Source organism: Streptomyces sp. XY006 (assembly GCF_002237655.1).
Lineage (GTDB): Bacteria > Actinomycetota > Actinomycetes > Streptomycetales > Streptomycetaceae > Streptomyces > Streptomyces levis.
In genome coordinates this window covers 1-15,483 of sequence record NZ_NOKT01000007.1, presented here as the reverse complement: position 1 = coordinate 15,483, position 15,483 = coordinate 1, and the positions used below count along the sequence as shown (strand labels likewise).

10 protein-coding genes are annotated in these 15,483 nt (G+C 71.8%); 2 read left to right on the top strand and 8 right to left on the bottom strand.

The features are described 5' to 3' along the window. Nucleotides 1-5: 5 nt before the first annotated feature. Genes CHR28_RS09860 through CHR28_RS09845 form a run of 4 tightly spaced genes read right to left on the bottom strand, consistent with a single transcriptional unit; the run spans nucleotide 6 to nucleotide 5,430 of the window. A complete protein-coding gene (locus CHR28_RS09860) occupies nucleotides 6-3,080 on the bottom strand; it encodes a type I polyketide synthase (RefSeq protein ID WP_094053149.1) in 3,075 nt (1,024 codons plus the stop codon). Nucleotides 3,081-3,131: 51 nt separating this feature from the next. Beyond that, nucleotides 3,132-3,851, bottom strand: coding sequence for a thioesterase II family protein (locus tag CHR28_RS09855; protein WP_256984200.1), 720 nt, complete (start codon nucleotides 3,849-3,851; stop codon nucleotides 3,132-3,134). A 20-nt stretch (nucleotides 3,852-3,871) separates the two neighbouring features. Continuing rightward, complete coding sequence (locus tag CHR28_RS09850) at nucleotides 3,872-5,122, bottom strand: cytochrome P450 (RefSeq protein WP_094053147.1); 1,251 nt, start codon at nucleotides 5,120-5,122, stop codon at nucleotides 3,872-3,874. Beyond that, a complete protein-coding gene (locus tag CHR28_RS09845; protein ID WP_094053146.1) occupies nucleotides 5,119-5,430 on the bottom strand; it encodes an acyl carrier protein in 312 nt (103 codons plus the stop codon). Before CHR28_RS09845 ends, CHR28_RS09850 begins: the two co-directional genes overlap by 4 nt. Nucleotides 5,431-5,865: 435 nt before the next feature. Here CHR28_RS09845 and CHR28_RS09840 point away from each other — a divergent pair, with 435 nt between their 5' ends. Continuing rightward, the gene (locus CHR28_RS09840; RefSeq protein ID WP_179272374.1) at nucleotides 5,866-6,702 is read left to right on the top strand and encodes a putative nonproteinogenic amino acid hydroxylase; all 837 of its coding nucleotides are present in this window, start codon (nucleotides 5,866-5,868) and stop codon (nucleotides 6,700-6,702) included. Nucleotides 6,703-6,783: 81 nt separating this feature from the next. Here CHR28_RS09840 and CHR28_RS09835 read toward each other — a convergent pair whose 3' ends face one another. Continuing rightward, nucleotides 6,784-7,710, bottom strand: coding sequence for a phytanoyl-CoA dioxygenase family protein (locus CHR28_RS09835; RefSeq protein WP_094053144.1), 927 nt, complete (start codon nucleotides 7,708-7,710; stop codon nucleotides 6,784-6,786). Between the two features lie 790 nt (nucleotides 7,711-8,500). On the opposite strand from CHR28_RS09835, the gene CHR28_RS09830 reads away from it, so the two are divergent. Further along, a complete protein-coding gene (locus CHR28_RS09830) occupies nucleotides 8,501-9,829 on the top strand; it encodes an aminotransferase-like domain-containing protein (protein ID WP_094053143.1) in 1,329 nt (442 codons plus the stop codon). A 77-nt stretch (nucleotides 9,830-9,906) separates the two neighbouring features. Here the strand turns inward: CHR28_RS09830 and CHR28_RS09825 are convergent, their stop codons facing one another. The 3 genes from CHR28_RS09825 to CHR28_RS09815 all read right to left on the bottom strand — a co-directional run. Beyond that, the gene (locus CHR28_RS09825; protein WP_094053142.1) at nucleotides 9,907-11,139 is read right to left on the bottom strand and encodes a cytochrome P450 family protein; all 1,233 of its coding nucleotides are present in this window, start codon (nucleotides 11,137-11,139) and stop codon (nucleotides 9,907-9,909) included. Nucleotides 11,140-11,254: 115 nt separating this feature from the next. Further along, nucleotides 11,255-11,992, bottom strand: a complete 738-nt coding sequence (locus CHR28_RS09820) for a thioesterase II family protein (protein WP_218829468.1) — start codon at nucleotides 11,990-11,992, stop codon at nucleotides 11,255-11,257. Then, the coding region (locus CHR28_RS09815; RefSeq protein ID WP_107473118.1) for an amino acid adenylation domain-containing protein at nucleotides 11,989-15,483 on the bottom strand (3,495 nt) is incomplete at its 5' end. The genes CHR28_RS09815 and CHR28_RS09820, both read right to left, overlap by 4 nt.

Genomic DNA, 15,483 nt, shown 5'->3' with positions numbered 1-15,483 from the left:
CGGTGCTACACGTAGCCGCGCTCGATGAGCGCGTACAGCTCGTCGTCGCTGCGGTCCTCCTGGCTCGTCCCCTCCGGCTCGGCGGGCCCCGCGGCCGCCGGCGGGGTGAGGAGGGAGAGGAGGTGGCGGGCCAGCCGCCGCGGCGTGGGGTGGCTGAACGCGACGGTGGCCGGAAGCCGTACGCCGGTCGCCGCGGTGAGCCGGTTGCGCAGCCGCACCGCCGTCGAGGATTCGAGGCCCAGGTCCTTGAAGGTGCTGTCGGGGCGGGCCGCGAGGTCGCCCGCCGTCGGGCGCGGGCCCTTGGCACCCCAGGCGGCCGACGCCTCGGCGCACACGAGGCCGAGGGCGGCCGGTTCCGAGTCCGGCAGGTCCGTCGCCGCGCCCGTGGCGCCGTCCGCGCGGGGGTCAGGGCCCGGCTCGTCGGGCGGGGTGAGCCAGTACCGCCGCCGCTGGAACGCGTAGGCGGGCAGGGCGACCCGGCGCGGCCGGTGCGGGGTGAACAGCCCCGTGAAGTCCACCGGCACTCCCCGTACGTGCGCTTCGGCGAGCGAGGCCAGCAGGTCCGCCTGGCTCCCGTCCTCCTTGTGCAGGCTGCCCACCGTCGTCGAGGCCACGGCGAGCGCGTCGGCCGTCTCCGCCATCGCCACTTCGAGGACCGGATGGGGGCTGACCTCCACGAACACCCCGGCGCCCGCCCGCATCAGGTGTTCGACGACCTCGCCGAACCGCACGGTCGAGCGCAGGTTGTCGTACCAGTACGCGCCGTCGAGGGGCCGCGTGCCGAGCGGCCCACCGGTGACGGTGGACCAGAACTCCACCTCGGGTGGTCGCGGTGCGAGGTCCGAGGCGGCCGTGAGGAGCCGCTCCCGGATGCGTTCGACGTGGTGGGAGTGCGAGGCGTAGTCCACCTTGACGCGCCGCACCCGCACGTCCTCCTCGGCGGCCCGCGCGGCGAACAGCTCCAGCGCCTCGTCGTCCCCGGAGACCACCACCGAGGCCGGTCCGTTGACCGCGGCCGTGGACAGCCGCCCCGGCCACTGCCGCAACCGTTCGCGCACCCACGCCGGGGAGGCGGACACCGCGCTCATCCCGCCGGTGCCGGCCAGTGCGGTCAGTTCGCGGCTGCGCAGGGCGACGAGCCGCGCCGCGTCGTCGAGGGAGAGCGCGCCGGCGACGCAGGCGGCGGCGATCTCGCCCTGCGAGTGCCCCACGACCGCGTCGGGCACCACACCGTACGACCGCCAGACCCGGGCCAGCGACACCATCATCGCGAACAGCGCGGGCTGGATGACGTCGACCCGGTCCAGTGCCGCGGCCGGTTCGGCGGCGGTCACCACGTCCACCAGCGACCAGTCCACCCACGGCTGAAGTGCCCGGGCACAGGCGTCGATCCCGTGGGCGAACTCCGCCGACTCCGCGTACAGCCGGCGGCCCATGCCGAGCCACTGGGAGCCCTGCCCGGGGAAGACGAACACGACCGGTCCGGGCGGGCCCGGGGCCGTGCCCCGCACCGTCCGTTCCGTGCCGGAGCCGGCCGCCAGCCGGTCGAGACCGGCCAGCGCCTCCTCGCGGTCGCCGCCGAGCAGCACCGCCCGGTGCTCGAACGTGGTCCGGGTCGTCAGCAGCGCGTGGCCCACGTCGGCGAGGGTCAGGGAGGCGTCGGCCGCGACGAGGTCGCGGAGCCGGACCGCTTGTTCGCGCAGGGCCGCCTCGGACCGGGCCGACAGCACCCACGGCAGCAGCTCCGAGGCGCACGGGCCCGGCTCGGTGTCCGCGGCGCGGGCCGTCGGCGCCGGGGGGGCCTGTTCGAGGACGACGTGGGCGTTGGTCCCGCCCATGCCGAACGACGACACGCCGGCCCGCCGCGGCCGTCCGGGCGGGCCCGGCCAGGGCCGGGCCGTGACCGGGACCTCGAAGTCGCGGTGGAAGTCGGCGATGCCGGGGTTGGGCGACGAGAAGTTCAGACTCGGCACGAGCAGGCCGCGGTCCACGCAGAGGACCGCCTTCACGAAACCGGCGATGCCCGCAGCGGGCTCCAGGTGCCCGATGTTCGTCTTCACCGAGCCGATCGTCAGGGGCCGGCTGCGGCCGGTCGCCCGGAACACCTCGCGCAGGCCGGACGCCTCGGCCGGGTCGCCCAGGCGCGTGCCCGTGCCGTGGGCCTCCACGTAGTCGACGCTGTCGAAGGGGACGTCCGCGCGTGCCAGGGCGGACAGCACGGCCGCCGCCTGGGCGCCGGGGCTGGGATCCGGCATCCGGGCGGTGGCACCCCCGCTGCCGACGCTCCAGCCCCGCACCACCGCGTAGATGTGGTTGCCGTCGGCGACGGCGTGGTCGAGCCGTTTGAGCAGCACGAACGCTCCGCCCTCGCCTCGGACGAAACCGCTGGCCCGGGCGTCGAAGGAGAAGCAGCGGCCGTCGGGCGACAAGGCGCCCATGTTCGCCAGGCCCAGTCCCGACTCCGGATCGGCGATCAGCCCGACGCCGCCGGCCAGTACCGTGTCGACCGCTCCGCTTCGGATCCGGTCGCAGCCGAGCGCCAGCGCCACCAGGGAGGAGGACTGGCCGGAGTCGGCGCAGTAGCTCATGCCGCGTACGTCGAACAGGCTGGAGATCCGGTTGGCGATCAGCGCACCGGCGGAGCCGAGCGCGGCGTGGTGGTCGTCCCGGTCGCTGCCGGACTCCCTGCGCAGCAGGTCGTATCCGGAGGACGCGCTGCCGACCACCACATCGATCTCGCGGCCCGCGAGCGCGCCCGCCGGGACACGGGCGTCCTCGACGGCCTCCCAGGCCAGTTCCAGCCCCAGCCGCTGTACGGGGTCCATGGCGGCGGCCTCCGCCGCGTCGAGGCCGAAGAACTCGGCGTCGAACCCGTCGATGGCGTCGAAGAACGAACCGGCGCGCAGGGTGCCGGCGTCCGGATGGACGGGGGCCGGGGCGCCGGCCGCCCGCTGCGCGGGGAACGTGCCGACGGTCGACCGGCCCTCGACCAGCAGGCGCCAGAACTCCGCCGGGCCGCTCACTGCGGGGAAGCGGCACGACATCCCGATGACGGCGATACCGGTGGCTGGGCCACTCATACGAATCCTTTCCGGTTTCCGGGCCCGTGGCGCGCACGGGCGGTGCCGCGTTCAGCGCCAGGAGCCCAGTGACGTCAGAAGTGCGTCGGGCGCGTGCATGAAGTCGTAGTGACCGCCGTCGACGACCCGGACGTCGACCCGCTCCGCGTAGGAACGCCAGGCCTCCAGGTCGACCGGGTTCACGTCGGGGTCGTCCCGCCAGTGCAGGACGACGACCGGACACGGGAGCGTCACCGGCTCCGTGCGCCGGTAGGCGCCCGCGGCCGCGTGGTCGCGGAGCAGCACCGCCAGGCCCATGTCCACCATGTCCGGCCTCGGCTCGATGCCCCGGTCGCGCAGGAAGGACTCCAGTTCGGCGCGGAGTTGGGCCTCGTCCATGGCGAGCATCCGGTCGCGCGAGGCGTGGTGCGGCGCGGGCTGGCCCGACACGAACAGGCGCTCGGGCAGCGGAAGGCCCCGGTCGGCGAGGCGGAGCACGGTCTCGAAGGCGGGCAGGGCCCCCGCGCAGTGCCCGAAGAACGCGAACGGGCGGTCGAGCAGCGGCACCAGCGCCTCGGCGAGCGCGTCGGCGAGTTCCTCGTAGGTGCCGTAGTGCGGCTCGGCCATCCTGCTCTCCCGGCCGGGGAACTGCACCGGGCAGACCTCGGCCCCGTCGATCACGGCCGGCCAGGCGCCGAACACCGAGGCGCCGGCTCCGGAGAAGGGGAAGCAGAAGAGCCTTGCGGGGTGGCCGGTGCCGGACGGCGGCCGGACGAACCATGGTGAGGTCACGGTGGCGGAGGATCCGGAGGTCATGGCGTCCCGCGTCTCTGGACGACGATGGGGAGGTGGGTCATGCCGGCGATGAAGTACGACCGCAGGTGCTCGGGTTCGCCGGCGACTTCGATCGATCCGCAGCGCTGGAGAAGCTCTTCGAAGAAGACGCGCAGGGTCATCCGGGCCAGCGGCGCGCCGATGCAGAAGTGCGAGCCGAACCCGAACGCGACCTGGCGCTTGGCGCCGGTCCGGGTGATGTCGAACGTGTGAGGGTCGGTGAACTGGTCGGCGTCCCGGTTGGCCGACCCGATCCAGGCGACGACCGCTCCGCCGGCCGGGACGGTGCCGCCACCGATGAGCGTGTCGCCGACGGCGTACCGCATGAAGTTGCAGGCGGCCGAGGTCCAGCGCAGCCCCTCCTCCACCAGGTTCGGCACGAGGGACGGGTCGGCCTGGGCCTTCTCGAACTGCTCGGGCCGTTCGACGAGGGCGAGCACGGTGCCCGAGACGGTGTGCGGAGTCGTCACGTTGGCGCCGAGGAGGATGCTGTAGCCGTTGAGGGCGATCTCCTCGTCGGTCAGCGGCGCCTCACCCACGCGCACGCTCATGAGGTGGTCGAGCAGGCTGGTGTCCTCGCCTCCGGCCGCGCGGCGCTGCTTGACCCACGCGGTGACGTAGGCGACGAGTTCATGGTGGGAGATGGCGAGCGTCGCGGCTTCGCTGCCCTGCCGGAAGTGCGGGTCCGAGGGGGCCGTCACCATCGCGGTCAGCTGCACGAGCTCGTCCCAGTCGCGCTCCGGGATGCCGAGCAGCGGCCCGGTGACGATGGCCGGCAGGCGCAGCGCCTGCTCGGCCAGGTCGAAGACCGCGCCGTCCAGCGCGGGTTCGAGGAACCGCACGATCGCCTGCCGGATCCGGTCCTCCCAGGGCGCCACGGCGCGCGCCGTGAGCCGGGAGCCGATCGCCCTGCGGACCTGGGTGTGCCGTGGCGGGTCGGTGGAGGTCATCAGCTTGCCCGCCGCGACGTCGTCGACGCCGAGGTGGGTGACGACCGTGCCGCGTTCCGAGGTGAACTCCTGGTGGGAGCCGAGCACCCGGCAGACGTCCTCATAGCGCGTCACGGACCAGAACTCCCGCCCGTCGGCCAGCACCTGATGGTGCAGCGGGGCCTTGGCGCGCATGGCGTCCCAGACGGGGTGGGGGTCGCCGTCGGTGTAGAGGTCCAGGTCGAACAGGTCGACGCGGTCGAGGTCGATGCCGCGTGCGGCGCCGGGCGTCAGCCTCATGTCAGCGCCTTTCCCCGCTCGATGAGTGCGGCGACCCGGGCGGGGGTCTGGGCCAGGTAGAAGTCGCGCACCGACAGCTCGACACCGTGGTCGCGCTTCACCCGGTCGATGATCGCGATCCCGGTCAGGGAGTTGCCGCCTAGTGCGAAGAAGTCGTCGTCCGCCCCGACCTCGCCGGCGGCGAGGTGCTCCGCCCACAGCGCGCAGACCTCGTGCACCAGCGCCTCGGGCGCACCGTCGGGTGCTGCGTGCGCCTCGGTCGCCTCGGGGTGTCCACCTTGCCGGTGAGCCCGCGGTCGCGATTCCATCGCCACCTCTTCCTTTCTCCGAGGGACACAAAGGCCCGTTTCGGGGGCATTCACATGCCGCGCGGGAAGTTCATTGAATTTCGGCCACCGGACGAGACTAAAGCCCGGAATTGGATTTCGAAAGATACGGACCGGGTGCCGCAGACCTTCGGCGGCGCCCGGTTGTCCCGCCGACGGGACACGGTGGGCACGCCGGGACAAGGCGGCGACGTGCCTCGTGGACGGCATCCACCAGGGGAAGTTCAGGATTAACATCGTGCCATCCCGCGTGCTTCCGGGCGAGCGGATCGACGCTCGCGACCGGCTTCGAAGGCTGCCCGCCGCCCCGGCGGCCACGTCATTGCCATCGCATTTTCGAAGAATTACTGTGACGCCCCGGAGGGCGCCCACGAACCTCCGTGTTCATCAAACAACCATTCACCGGAGGGGATTTTCTTGCTCAAGTCGCAACGGCTTGCGGTGCTGCCCATCGACGCGTACGACCTGGAATCCGAGTTGTCCGTCGTGGACGGCCACGACTACGGGGGAGACTATGACGCCTTCACGTTCGGCTCATGGTCGTCGCATGTGCTCGCGAACGGCACGGGCGCCGACTCCGACACCGCGTTCCGCCCGCACGACGGCCGGCTGACCCTGACGGATCTGGGCAAAAGGCTGCCGAACATCATGGCTCTGGTGACCGACAACTTCCCGTTGGACCGGTTGCAGTGGGTGCGTGTCTTCAGTCTCCGGGACGGGCTGATCTCGCCGCACGTGGACTTCCTCGAGTTCTCCGAGCCGGGCACCCGTCTCCAGGTTCCGCTGCGCACCAGCGAGGAGTCCCTGCACTCCGAGAACGAGTCCGTCTACCACATCCGCCGCGGCGAGGTCTGGAAGATCCATTCGACCGACCCGCACTCCGCACGCAGCACATCCCGGACCGCGCGGCTCTCCCTGTGCCTGGATTTCGCGGACTCCGAGGAGCCGATCGAGATCCGCAACGAGGTACCCGCGACCGAGCCGGTCCGCATCGTCGAGCGGCCCGAGCCGACCGACGCCGAGCTCCGCGAACTCATCGAGTCGGGGCGGGACTTCACCCCGGAGACGATGCGGCCGGCCTTCCGCCGCTTCGCCGAACTGCACTTCGAGCGGCACGCACACGCCACGGCGGCCTTCGACTGGTATGTGGAGGCCGCGCGCCTGACCGGCGACGACGACATGGTGGCCAAGGCCCAGGCCTTCCGTACGTACTGTGCCGAGAAGCGGGGCGACGGGGAGACGTTCGACTGGTGAACGACGCGGCGCCGCCGCAGCAGCCGACCGGCCGATGGCCCACCGCGGATGAGGCGGCGGGCCATCGGCCGGTACGCGTGGTCAGCTCTTGACGGTGCCCTCGCGCAGGCGGTCGATCATGTGCCGGGTCGTCTCGATCGGGCTCTCCTGCGCCGGGTCCCAGGAGCTCGACGGCAGCGCTTCGTTGCGCACGGCCACCTTCTCGTTCCACTCCTCCCGGCCGGCGAAGGGAATCGACTCGCCCTCCTGGTAGGCCGGGAAGGGACGGTACTGGTTGAGGCCGGCGGCGTCGGTCCCGCGCACGAGCAGCGGGTCGAGGTAGATGCCCTCGCTGTGGATCCGCGTGGCCGTCGAGATGTAACCGATGTCCAGACCGCAGCGGCGCTTGGCGGAGGTGTTCGGCTCCGAGTAGTGCAGCAGGTGGGGGTGGTGGATCGACACGTCACCCGGCTGGAGCTCGATGTCCACGACTCCGCGCTTGTCCACCCACTCCTGCACCAGCGTCTCGTCGGAGCTGGAGAAGAGCATGTTGGGCTGGTCGGTGCGCGCCTGCGGCTTGTGCAGCGGCAGTTCGTGGCTTCCGGGGATCATCCGCAGGCAGCCGTTCTCGGTGGTGCTCTCGTCGACGGCCAGCCACACCGTCAGGGCCTCCATCGGGCTCAGCGTCCAGTACGCCCCGTCCTGGTGCCACAGCACGGGCTGCCCGTCGTACGGGGGCTTGCAGATGTAGTGGGCGGTGAAGCACGCGAGATCCGGCCCGAGGAAGAACTCCGCGATGTCCACCAGGCGGGAGTCCGAGACCAGCCGGGCCCAGAAGGCGTCATTGCGGATCAGCGGGTGGTGCAGATGCTCGGGACGCAGATCCGGGTACTTGCCGGTGAGCCAGTCGACGTGGGCACGCACCTCGTCCAGCAGATCCCGCGGCACGACGCCGCGGATGATGGAGAAGCCCTGTTCGGCGTATTCCGCCGCGGCTTTCTCCAGTACGCCCTCGCCCAGTGTGTTCATGCGTCACTTCCTTTTCGGTTGGTGAGGTGATGCCGATGTGCGGGACACGTTCTCGGAGCCGTGGCGGAATTCCGCTCGGCGGACTTCGGCGGTTTACGGCTCCGGACGTGGAAAAGTGGCGGGCCGGGGTGCCGGCGCGGCGTCGCCGGCAGCTCGGGCGGGGTCGACGGGGGCGACCGCCCGGCCATGTGACGTCGTACCGGCGGACGCGGTTCATGTGTCGCGTGCACGGCGTGCGGGACGGAATTCGGGTCCGCCGGCGGTCCTTCGGCCGGCTGTCGCCGGCCGGTCGCAGCGGAACTCCCCCGCGCCTTTCGCCGGTTCCCCGGCGGTTCAACACTCTGTCCGCCGCGTGGAAGGGTGTCAATGTTCCTCGCGCCGTCCCTGGGGCTCCGGCGAGGCACCGGTGAGAAAGGGCGGTCCTTGTCGCTTCTCGGGTGTGTCCCGCTGACGGGACAGGCACGGGCGCACCCGCCTGTCGCGTGGGCGGATCGGCGCACACCGCGAAATTCATCCCCTGTCCCGCTGTGCGCTTCCAAGCACTGCGGTGCGTCATGTCACGCGTCTAATATGAGGGCCCGACGAGGCGGCTTCGCACCCCGCGCTGCGTGTGCCGCGCCCCGGGGGCGCAGGCGACGCGGCGGCTCCCGTCTCCCCGGTGCGGAGCATGGCCGAGCGCGGTGACCACCTCCCGTCCAGGGCCGTCCCGACAGCTCGGCTCCGGCCCCACGTGAGGTACCCGATGTGCCCAGCGTGTCCAACGTGTCCTACGGATGAGGATGGCGTGACTATGGCCGTACACCCGGCGCCCCCGTTCCTGAGCATCACGGACCTGCACGAGTCGGTGGACGACCCCGCGCTGACCTCCATGACCCTGCTCAACGAACTCGCCGGACGCTACCCGAGCGCGGTCTCCTTCTCGGCCGGCCGCCCGTTCGAGGGTTTCTACGACGTCGAGGACCTGTCCCGCCATCTGACGGCGTTCCGGCGCCACTTGGAGGACGAGGTCGGCCTCCCCTCCGAGCAGGTGCGGCGCACCTTCTTCCAGTACGGCCGGACCAAGGGCTTCATCCACGAACTGATAGCCCGTCAACTGGAGGTCGACGAGGGTCTGACCGTCGACCCGGAGAGCATCGTGGTGACCACCGGCTGCCAGGAGGCGATGGTGATCCTGCTGCGCGCCCTGGTCCGCGACAGCCGCGACGTCATCCTGGCCGCGGAGCCCAACTACGTGGGGTTCATCGGCGCGGCCCGCGTGGCCGGCGCGCCTCTGCGTCCCGTCCGCGAGGGCACCGGCGGTATCGACCTGGACGACCTCGAACGGCAGATAGCCGCAGCGCGCCGCGAAGGACTGCGTCCGCGCGCCTGTTACGTCGTCCCGGACTTCGCCAATCCGAGCGGCGCCAGCATGTCGACGGCGGACCGGGTCGCCCTGCTGGCGCTGGCACGGCGGGAGCGGATCCTCGTGCTCGAGGACAATCCCTACTCGTTCTTCTCCGCCGACGGTTCGCGGCTGCCCATGCTCAAGTCGCTGGACGAGCACCGCCAGGTGATCCACCTCGGGTCCTTCGCCAAGTCCGCCTTCGCCGGTGCCCGGGTGGGTTACATCATCGCCGACCAGCCCGTCTCCTCGGCGGGGGACCGCGCCGCCGGCCCCGTGCTCCTGGCCGACCATCTCGCCAAGCTGAAGAGCATGGTGACGCTCAACACCTCGACCGTCGCCCAGGCGGTGATCGGCGGATACCTCATCGAGAACGGGTTCAGCCTCCAGCGCGCCACCGCGCGGGAGGCCGGGGTCTACCGGCGGAACCTGGCCGCGGTGCTCGACCGGCTCGCGTCGGTCTTCCCGCCGGTACCGGGACGGCCGCGGGAGGTCTCGTGGAACGCGCCGCAGGGCGGGATGTTCGTCGTCGTCACCCTGCCGTTCGTGGCGGACGAGGAGATGCTCGAGTACTCGGCCTCCAAGTTCGGCGTGCTGTGGACGCCCATGCACCACTTCTACGCCGGCACCTCCGGATTCCACCAGGCACGGCTCTCCTTCAGTGTGCTCACTCCGGAGGAGATCGTCCTAGGCGTGGACCGGCTGGGCGACCTCGTGGAGGACCAGCGGGGGCGCTGACGCGCCGCTGCTCATGCGCCGGGCCCCCGGACGCCGCCGCGTCCGGGGGCCCGGCGCACAAGGGGCCGGTCAGCTCCTCACAGCCGGACCGGCAGCGCGTCGAGCAGCCGGGCGCCGCCGGGAGTGGCCTCGGTGTAGGTCAGATCGGCGCGGTCCACGGTGACCTCCAGGGTGTCGCGCCGGAGCATCAGGTGGTCGATGGCTATCTCGCCCTCCAGGTTGGCCAGGGCCGCACCGGTGCAGTAGTGCGGGCCGGCGCCGAAGGCCAGGTGGCTCTGCCCGCGCGGCAGGACGCGCTCCACGTCGCACCGTCCGGGCTCGGGGAAGACGTCCGGGTCGTGATTGGCGGAGACCAGGGAGCCGATGAGGGCGTCGCCCCGGCGGATCGGCGTCCCGGCGAACTCCAGGTCCTCCGTGGCGTAGCGGGGGCCGGCGGCCGGTACGGGGTTCGCCACCCGCATCAGTTCGTGGACGGCGTGCGGCAGGGCCTGCGGCCTGGCCCTCAGCAGAGCCAGCTGGCCGGGGTTGTCGAGGAGCGCGAGGACCGCGTTCGGGATGAAGTGGGACGTGGAGTGGTGCCCGTTGTTCACCACGAGCAGCACCATCGAGATGATCTCGGCCTCGCTGAGCCGGTCGCCGTCCTCGTCGCTGGTCTGCACCAGAGTGGAGATCATGTCGTCCGCCGGTTCCGCCCTGCGGCGCACGATGAGCTTGCGCACGTAGTCGACCATGCCCTGGGCGCTCTCGGCGAGGTCGGCGTCGGCGTCGGCGTAGTCGTTCATCCACTTGCGCACCTGGGGCTGGTCGGCCTCGTCGATGCCGATGAGCTCGCAGATGACGGTGCCGGTCAGGGGGGAGGAGTAGTCCTCGATGAGGTCGCCGCTCCCCTTGCTCGCCAGGTCGTCCAGGAGGCGGGCGGAGATCTCCTCGATGCGCGGGCGCAGTTCCTTGATGCGGCGGACGGTGAACGCCGGGGTGACGAGGCGGCGCTGGCGCGCGTGGTCCCGGCCGTCCTTGAGCATCATGTTGGCCGCGACGTAGTCCCGGAACTCGTCCGGCAGGTCCAGGGAGGCGACCATCTGGTCCACCAGGCTCGGCCCGCGGTGTCCCGGCACGTTGGTGTGGTCCACGACGAGCCGCGGGTCGCTCAGCGCCGTCTTGATGTCCTCGTTGCGCGTGATCAGCCAGACGCGCGGCCCGCCGGGGAATCCGACGCGGACGAGCGGGGACCGCTCCCGCAGGCGCGCGTAGGCGCAGACCGGGTCCTCCACGAACTCGGGGTCGGTCAGGCTGACGATGGGCTCGTCCATGTGGTGCTCTCCTCGGCATCCTTGTCGAACGGTGGGCAGGCCGGCGCGGACCGTCGCGCCGGGTGTGCCGCCGGCCGCGGTGCACTCCACGCGCACCGCGGCCGGCGGACACCCCTCAGGGGGTGTCCGGGGCGGACTCGCTCTCGATCAGGTCCAGTACCTCGCGGCCGTGGTCGACCAGGTACATGTGGTCGCCGGGGAACTCCGCGTAGCTGAAGGCGCCGGTGGTCGCCTTCTGCCATTCGTGTGCCTGGTCCGCGCTGACCAGACCGTCGCGGGCGCCCCGGAGGGAGCAGATGGGCACCGCGACCGGTTCGCCGGTGCTCGGCACGTAGTTCTCGTGCATCTCGCAGTCGGCCTGGAGGACGGGCAGGATCAGTTCGCGCATCTCCGGATGGTCGAGGGCCTCGTGCCGGAAGCCGGCGAACTCCTCGACCCGGGTGAGGAACTCCTCGTCGGGCAGGCCGGTCGCGCGTCTCTCCCGCTGGGTCCAGGGACCGGGCGAGCCGCTCACGACCAGCCGCTCGACGGCCACGCCGCGCGCGGTCAGCAGGTGCGTCAGCTCATAGGCGAGCACGGCGCCCAGGCTGTGTCCGAACAGTGAGACCCGCGCGCCCTCCCCCGCCTCGGCGACGAGGCCGTCGACCGTGTCGCGGGCCGCCTCCACCACGTTGCGGTACGGCGTCTGCAGGATCAGCCGCTCGCGGCCGGGCAGTTCGACCGGGACCACGCGCCACCGGCCGGCGGACAGCGCCCGCCACGGGTGGAAGAACGACGGCCCCGCTCCGGCGAACGGCGCGCACACCAGCACGGGCCGGTCCCGCTCCCGTGCGGGCCCTGCGGTGCCGCTCACCGCGCCAGCCGCTCTGCGATGACGCTCATGATCTGTCCCGCGGGCCTGGGCATGTGCAGGTCGTGGTGCGTGGCGTCCACGGCGTGCTCCTCGATGGAGCCGAGGACGTGCGGCCGCCAGTCGGGCCCCCAGGAGGAGACCTCCTCGGTCTTGTCGAGTCTGGCGTTGAAGTACAGCAGGTCGCCACGGTAGACCGGCGATTCGAAGTCACCCATCTTGTTCAGGTTGTTGGCGCCCACCTTCGACATGGTGTCCAGGAAGTCGTCCATGCTGCTGGTGTTCATGAACTGGCCGAAGACCTCCTCGACGTCCGCCCGGTACAGGTCCGGCGTCCTGCCGGAGACCTGTTTGAACCCGCTCTCCGGGTGGCTGGTCGCCGGCTGGGCGTCCAGTACGGCGACGAGGTCGACCCGGTGCCCGAGCCGGTCCAGTTCCACCGCGAGGGCGTGCGCGATCGGGCCGCCGTAGGACCAGCCGACGAGGTGGAAGGGGCCTTCCGGCTGGATGCGGAGGATCTCGGCGAGGTAGTCGTCGACCATCTCCTGGACGGAACCGGCCAGCGGATCCGTGCCGTTGGAGCCGCGGGACTGCAGGGCGTAGGCCGTGCGGTCCTGGACGTAGGGGACGAAGGTGAAGTACGCCCAGCCGAGGCCGCCTCCGCCGTGCAGGAACCACACCGGCGGCTTGCCCGTCCCGGGGTCCCTGTTGAGCGGCAGCACGACCTCGAAGGAGCCGTTGTGGTCGTCGGGGATGCCGCCGATCAGCACCAGCGCCGCCAGCTCGGCCACGGTCGGGTACTGGATGATCGTCCGCAGCGGCACGTCGAGGCCGAACTGCTTGCGGATGCGGGCACTGAGCCGGGTGGCGAGCAGCGAGTGCCCGCCGAGCACGAAGAAGTCGTCGTCGATCCCCACCCTTTCCAGGCCCAGCAACTCGCTGAACAGGGCGCACAGCTTCTCCTCGTGGGAGTTGCGCGGCTCGCCGCTGCTCACGGTGGTGGTGTGTTCCGCGGGCAGCGCGCGCCGGTCGAGCTTGCCGGCCGGGTTCAGCGGGATCTCCGCGAGTGGCACCACGGTGGCCGGGACCATGTAGTCGGGCAGGCGGTCGCGCAGGTACTCGGGCAGTTCGGCCAGGAGGGGGCCGATCGACTTGGCCAGGGCGGGGGCGTTGATCCGCATCCGCCCGGTGGCAGGGCCGGGGACGAACCCTCCGCTGACGGTCTTCGGCTCGGGCAGCAGCACCACGTCGAAGCAGTGCGCGGCCTCGGCGGACCAGGTGAGAACGGCCTCACCGCCCTGCCGGCGCGCGCTGTCGGCGATCTCCTGCGGATCCACCGCCGTGCCCTGGAGGGCGTTCGAGACCATGACGCCGGAGGCGGACGCGGCGGCGGCCTCCTCGACCAGCCGCGCGTTGGGTATCCCGGTCACCCGGACCGGGCCGTCGCCCGTCCGGCCGGCCAGCTGCGCCGGGTCGGTCACGTCGCGGCCCCACACCAGGGCGGGCACCTCGGCCAGGTCGAGGACGGCGGCCGGCCGATTGTGCAGGACGACCTCGTAGCGGTGCCGGGTCAGCTCGTTGTGGGCGCGCCCTTCCTTCAGCCGGATGTCGACGCCGGCGGCGTGGTCCGCGGCCCACTCGGTGAACCACTGGGGGGCCACCACCAGCTCCCGCTCGGCGAGCAGCGCCTGCTCGACGAGCGCCCGTATCTCCTCGTGCGAGGCGTGTGGCTGGGCGGCCCGCTTCTCCGCAGTCGTCAGCAGCCGCAGCGTGGCGGCGTTGCGGACGTCACCGACGATCAGCCGGCCACCCGGAGCGAGGAGTTCCATCAGCTCGCCCAGCACGAGGTCCAGGTAGGCGGCGCTCGGGAAGTACTGCACCACCGAATTGACGACGATGGTGTCGAAGGCGTCGCGGGGCAGCCCCGAGACGTCGTGGGCGGCTTGCGCGGCGAGCCGGACCCGGTCCGCGTGACCGGCCTGCTCGGTCTGTGCCCGGAGCCGGTCCACGACCGTGGCCGAGATGTCGGTGCCCCAGTACTCCTCGACCTCACCGACGATCCGGGCCAGGAGCAGGCCGGAGCCGACCCCGACCTCCAGCACCCGGCGCGGGGCGAAGCGCAGGACCTGCGCCACCGCCGCGTCACGCCACTCGCGCATCTGCTCCACGGGGATCGGCTCGCCGTCGTACACCGACTTCCAGCCCTGGAAGTCCTCGCCCCAGGCCTGTTCGGCGGAGTCGGCGTAGCTCTCCTCGTAGACCTGGCGCCACTCGTCCACCTGGGCGTCGGCGTCGGCCACCGCGGCGTCCGGGTCGGGTGCCACGTAGGCGACCAGGCGCTGTTCGCCCTTCTGGTCGTCGCGGACGACGACCGCGGCCTGAGCCACTGCGGGGTGCCCGGTCAGCACGTGCTCGATCTCGCCCAGTTCGATGCGGAAGCCGCGGACCTTGACCTGGGAGTCGGTGCGGCCGATGTAGTCGACCTGGCCGTCCTTGGTCCACCGCACCAGGTCCCCGGTGCGGTACATGCGCGTGCCGGGGGCTCCGTACGGGCAGGCCACGAACCGTTCCGAGGTGAGCGGCGTCTGCCCGAGGTAGCCCCGGGCCAGGCACACCCCGGCGAGGTACAGCTCGCCGGCCACGCCGGGCGGGACGGGGCGCAGCGCGGCATCCAGAACGTAGACCTGGGTGTTCCAGATGGGCGCGCCGATCGGCACCCGGTCGGAGCCGGGGACGTGCTCCCATCCGGTGACCTCGACGGTCGCCTCGGTGGGTCCGTAGAGGTTGTTGGCGGAGCACCCGGGGAGCAGTTCGGTGAAGCGGTTGGCGAGGGCGGCCGGGAACGCCTCGGCGGCGACCTCGATCCAGCGCAGGGTGGTGCACTGCTTGGCCAGTGGCTCGGCGACGAAGGCGGACAGCAGGGACGGCACGAAGAACGCGCCGGTCACCCGCTCGCGCTGGATCAGCTCGGCCAGGTAGGCGGGGTCGCGGTGCCCGTCGGCGCGTGCGACGACGACGGAGGCGCCCATCTGCAGGTTGGCGAACATCTCGGGCACCGAGGCGTCGAAGGAGGCCGAGGTGCTGACCATCATGCGGTCCTCGACGCCGACGTCGAAGTGGTCCAGGCCCCACCGGATCCGGTTCATGATCGACCGGTGTGCCACCGGCACGCCCTTGGGACCACCGGTCGAACCCGACGTGTAGATCACATACGCCGCGTGGTCCGGCACCAGCTCCCGCACCGGATCGCCCTCCGGATACCCCGACACATCCGGCAGCCCCTCCTCCAGCACCAGCAACGGCCGCGCACTGTCCAGCACATGCCGCACCCGGTCCTCGGGCAGGTCGACGTCCAGCGGCACGTACGCCGCACCGGACTTCACCACCGCGTACACCGCAACCAGCAGATCCACCGACCGCGGCACCCGCACCGCCACCAGCCGCTCCGGCCCCGCACCCCGCTCCACCAGCCAGTGCGCCAACCGGTTCGCCCG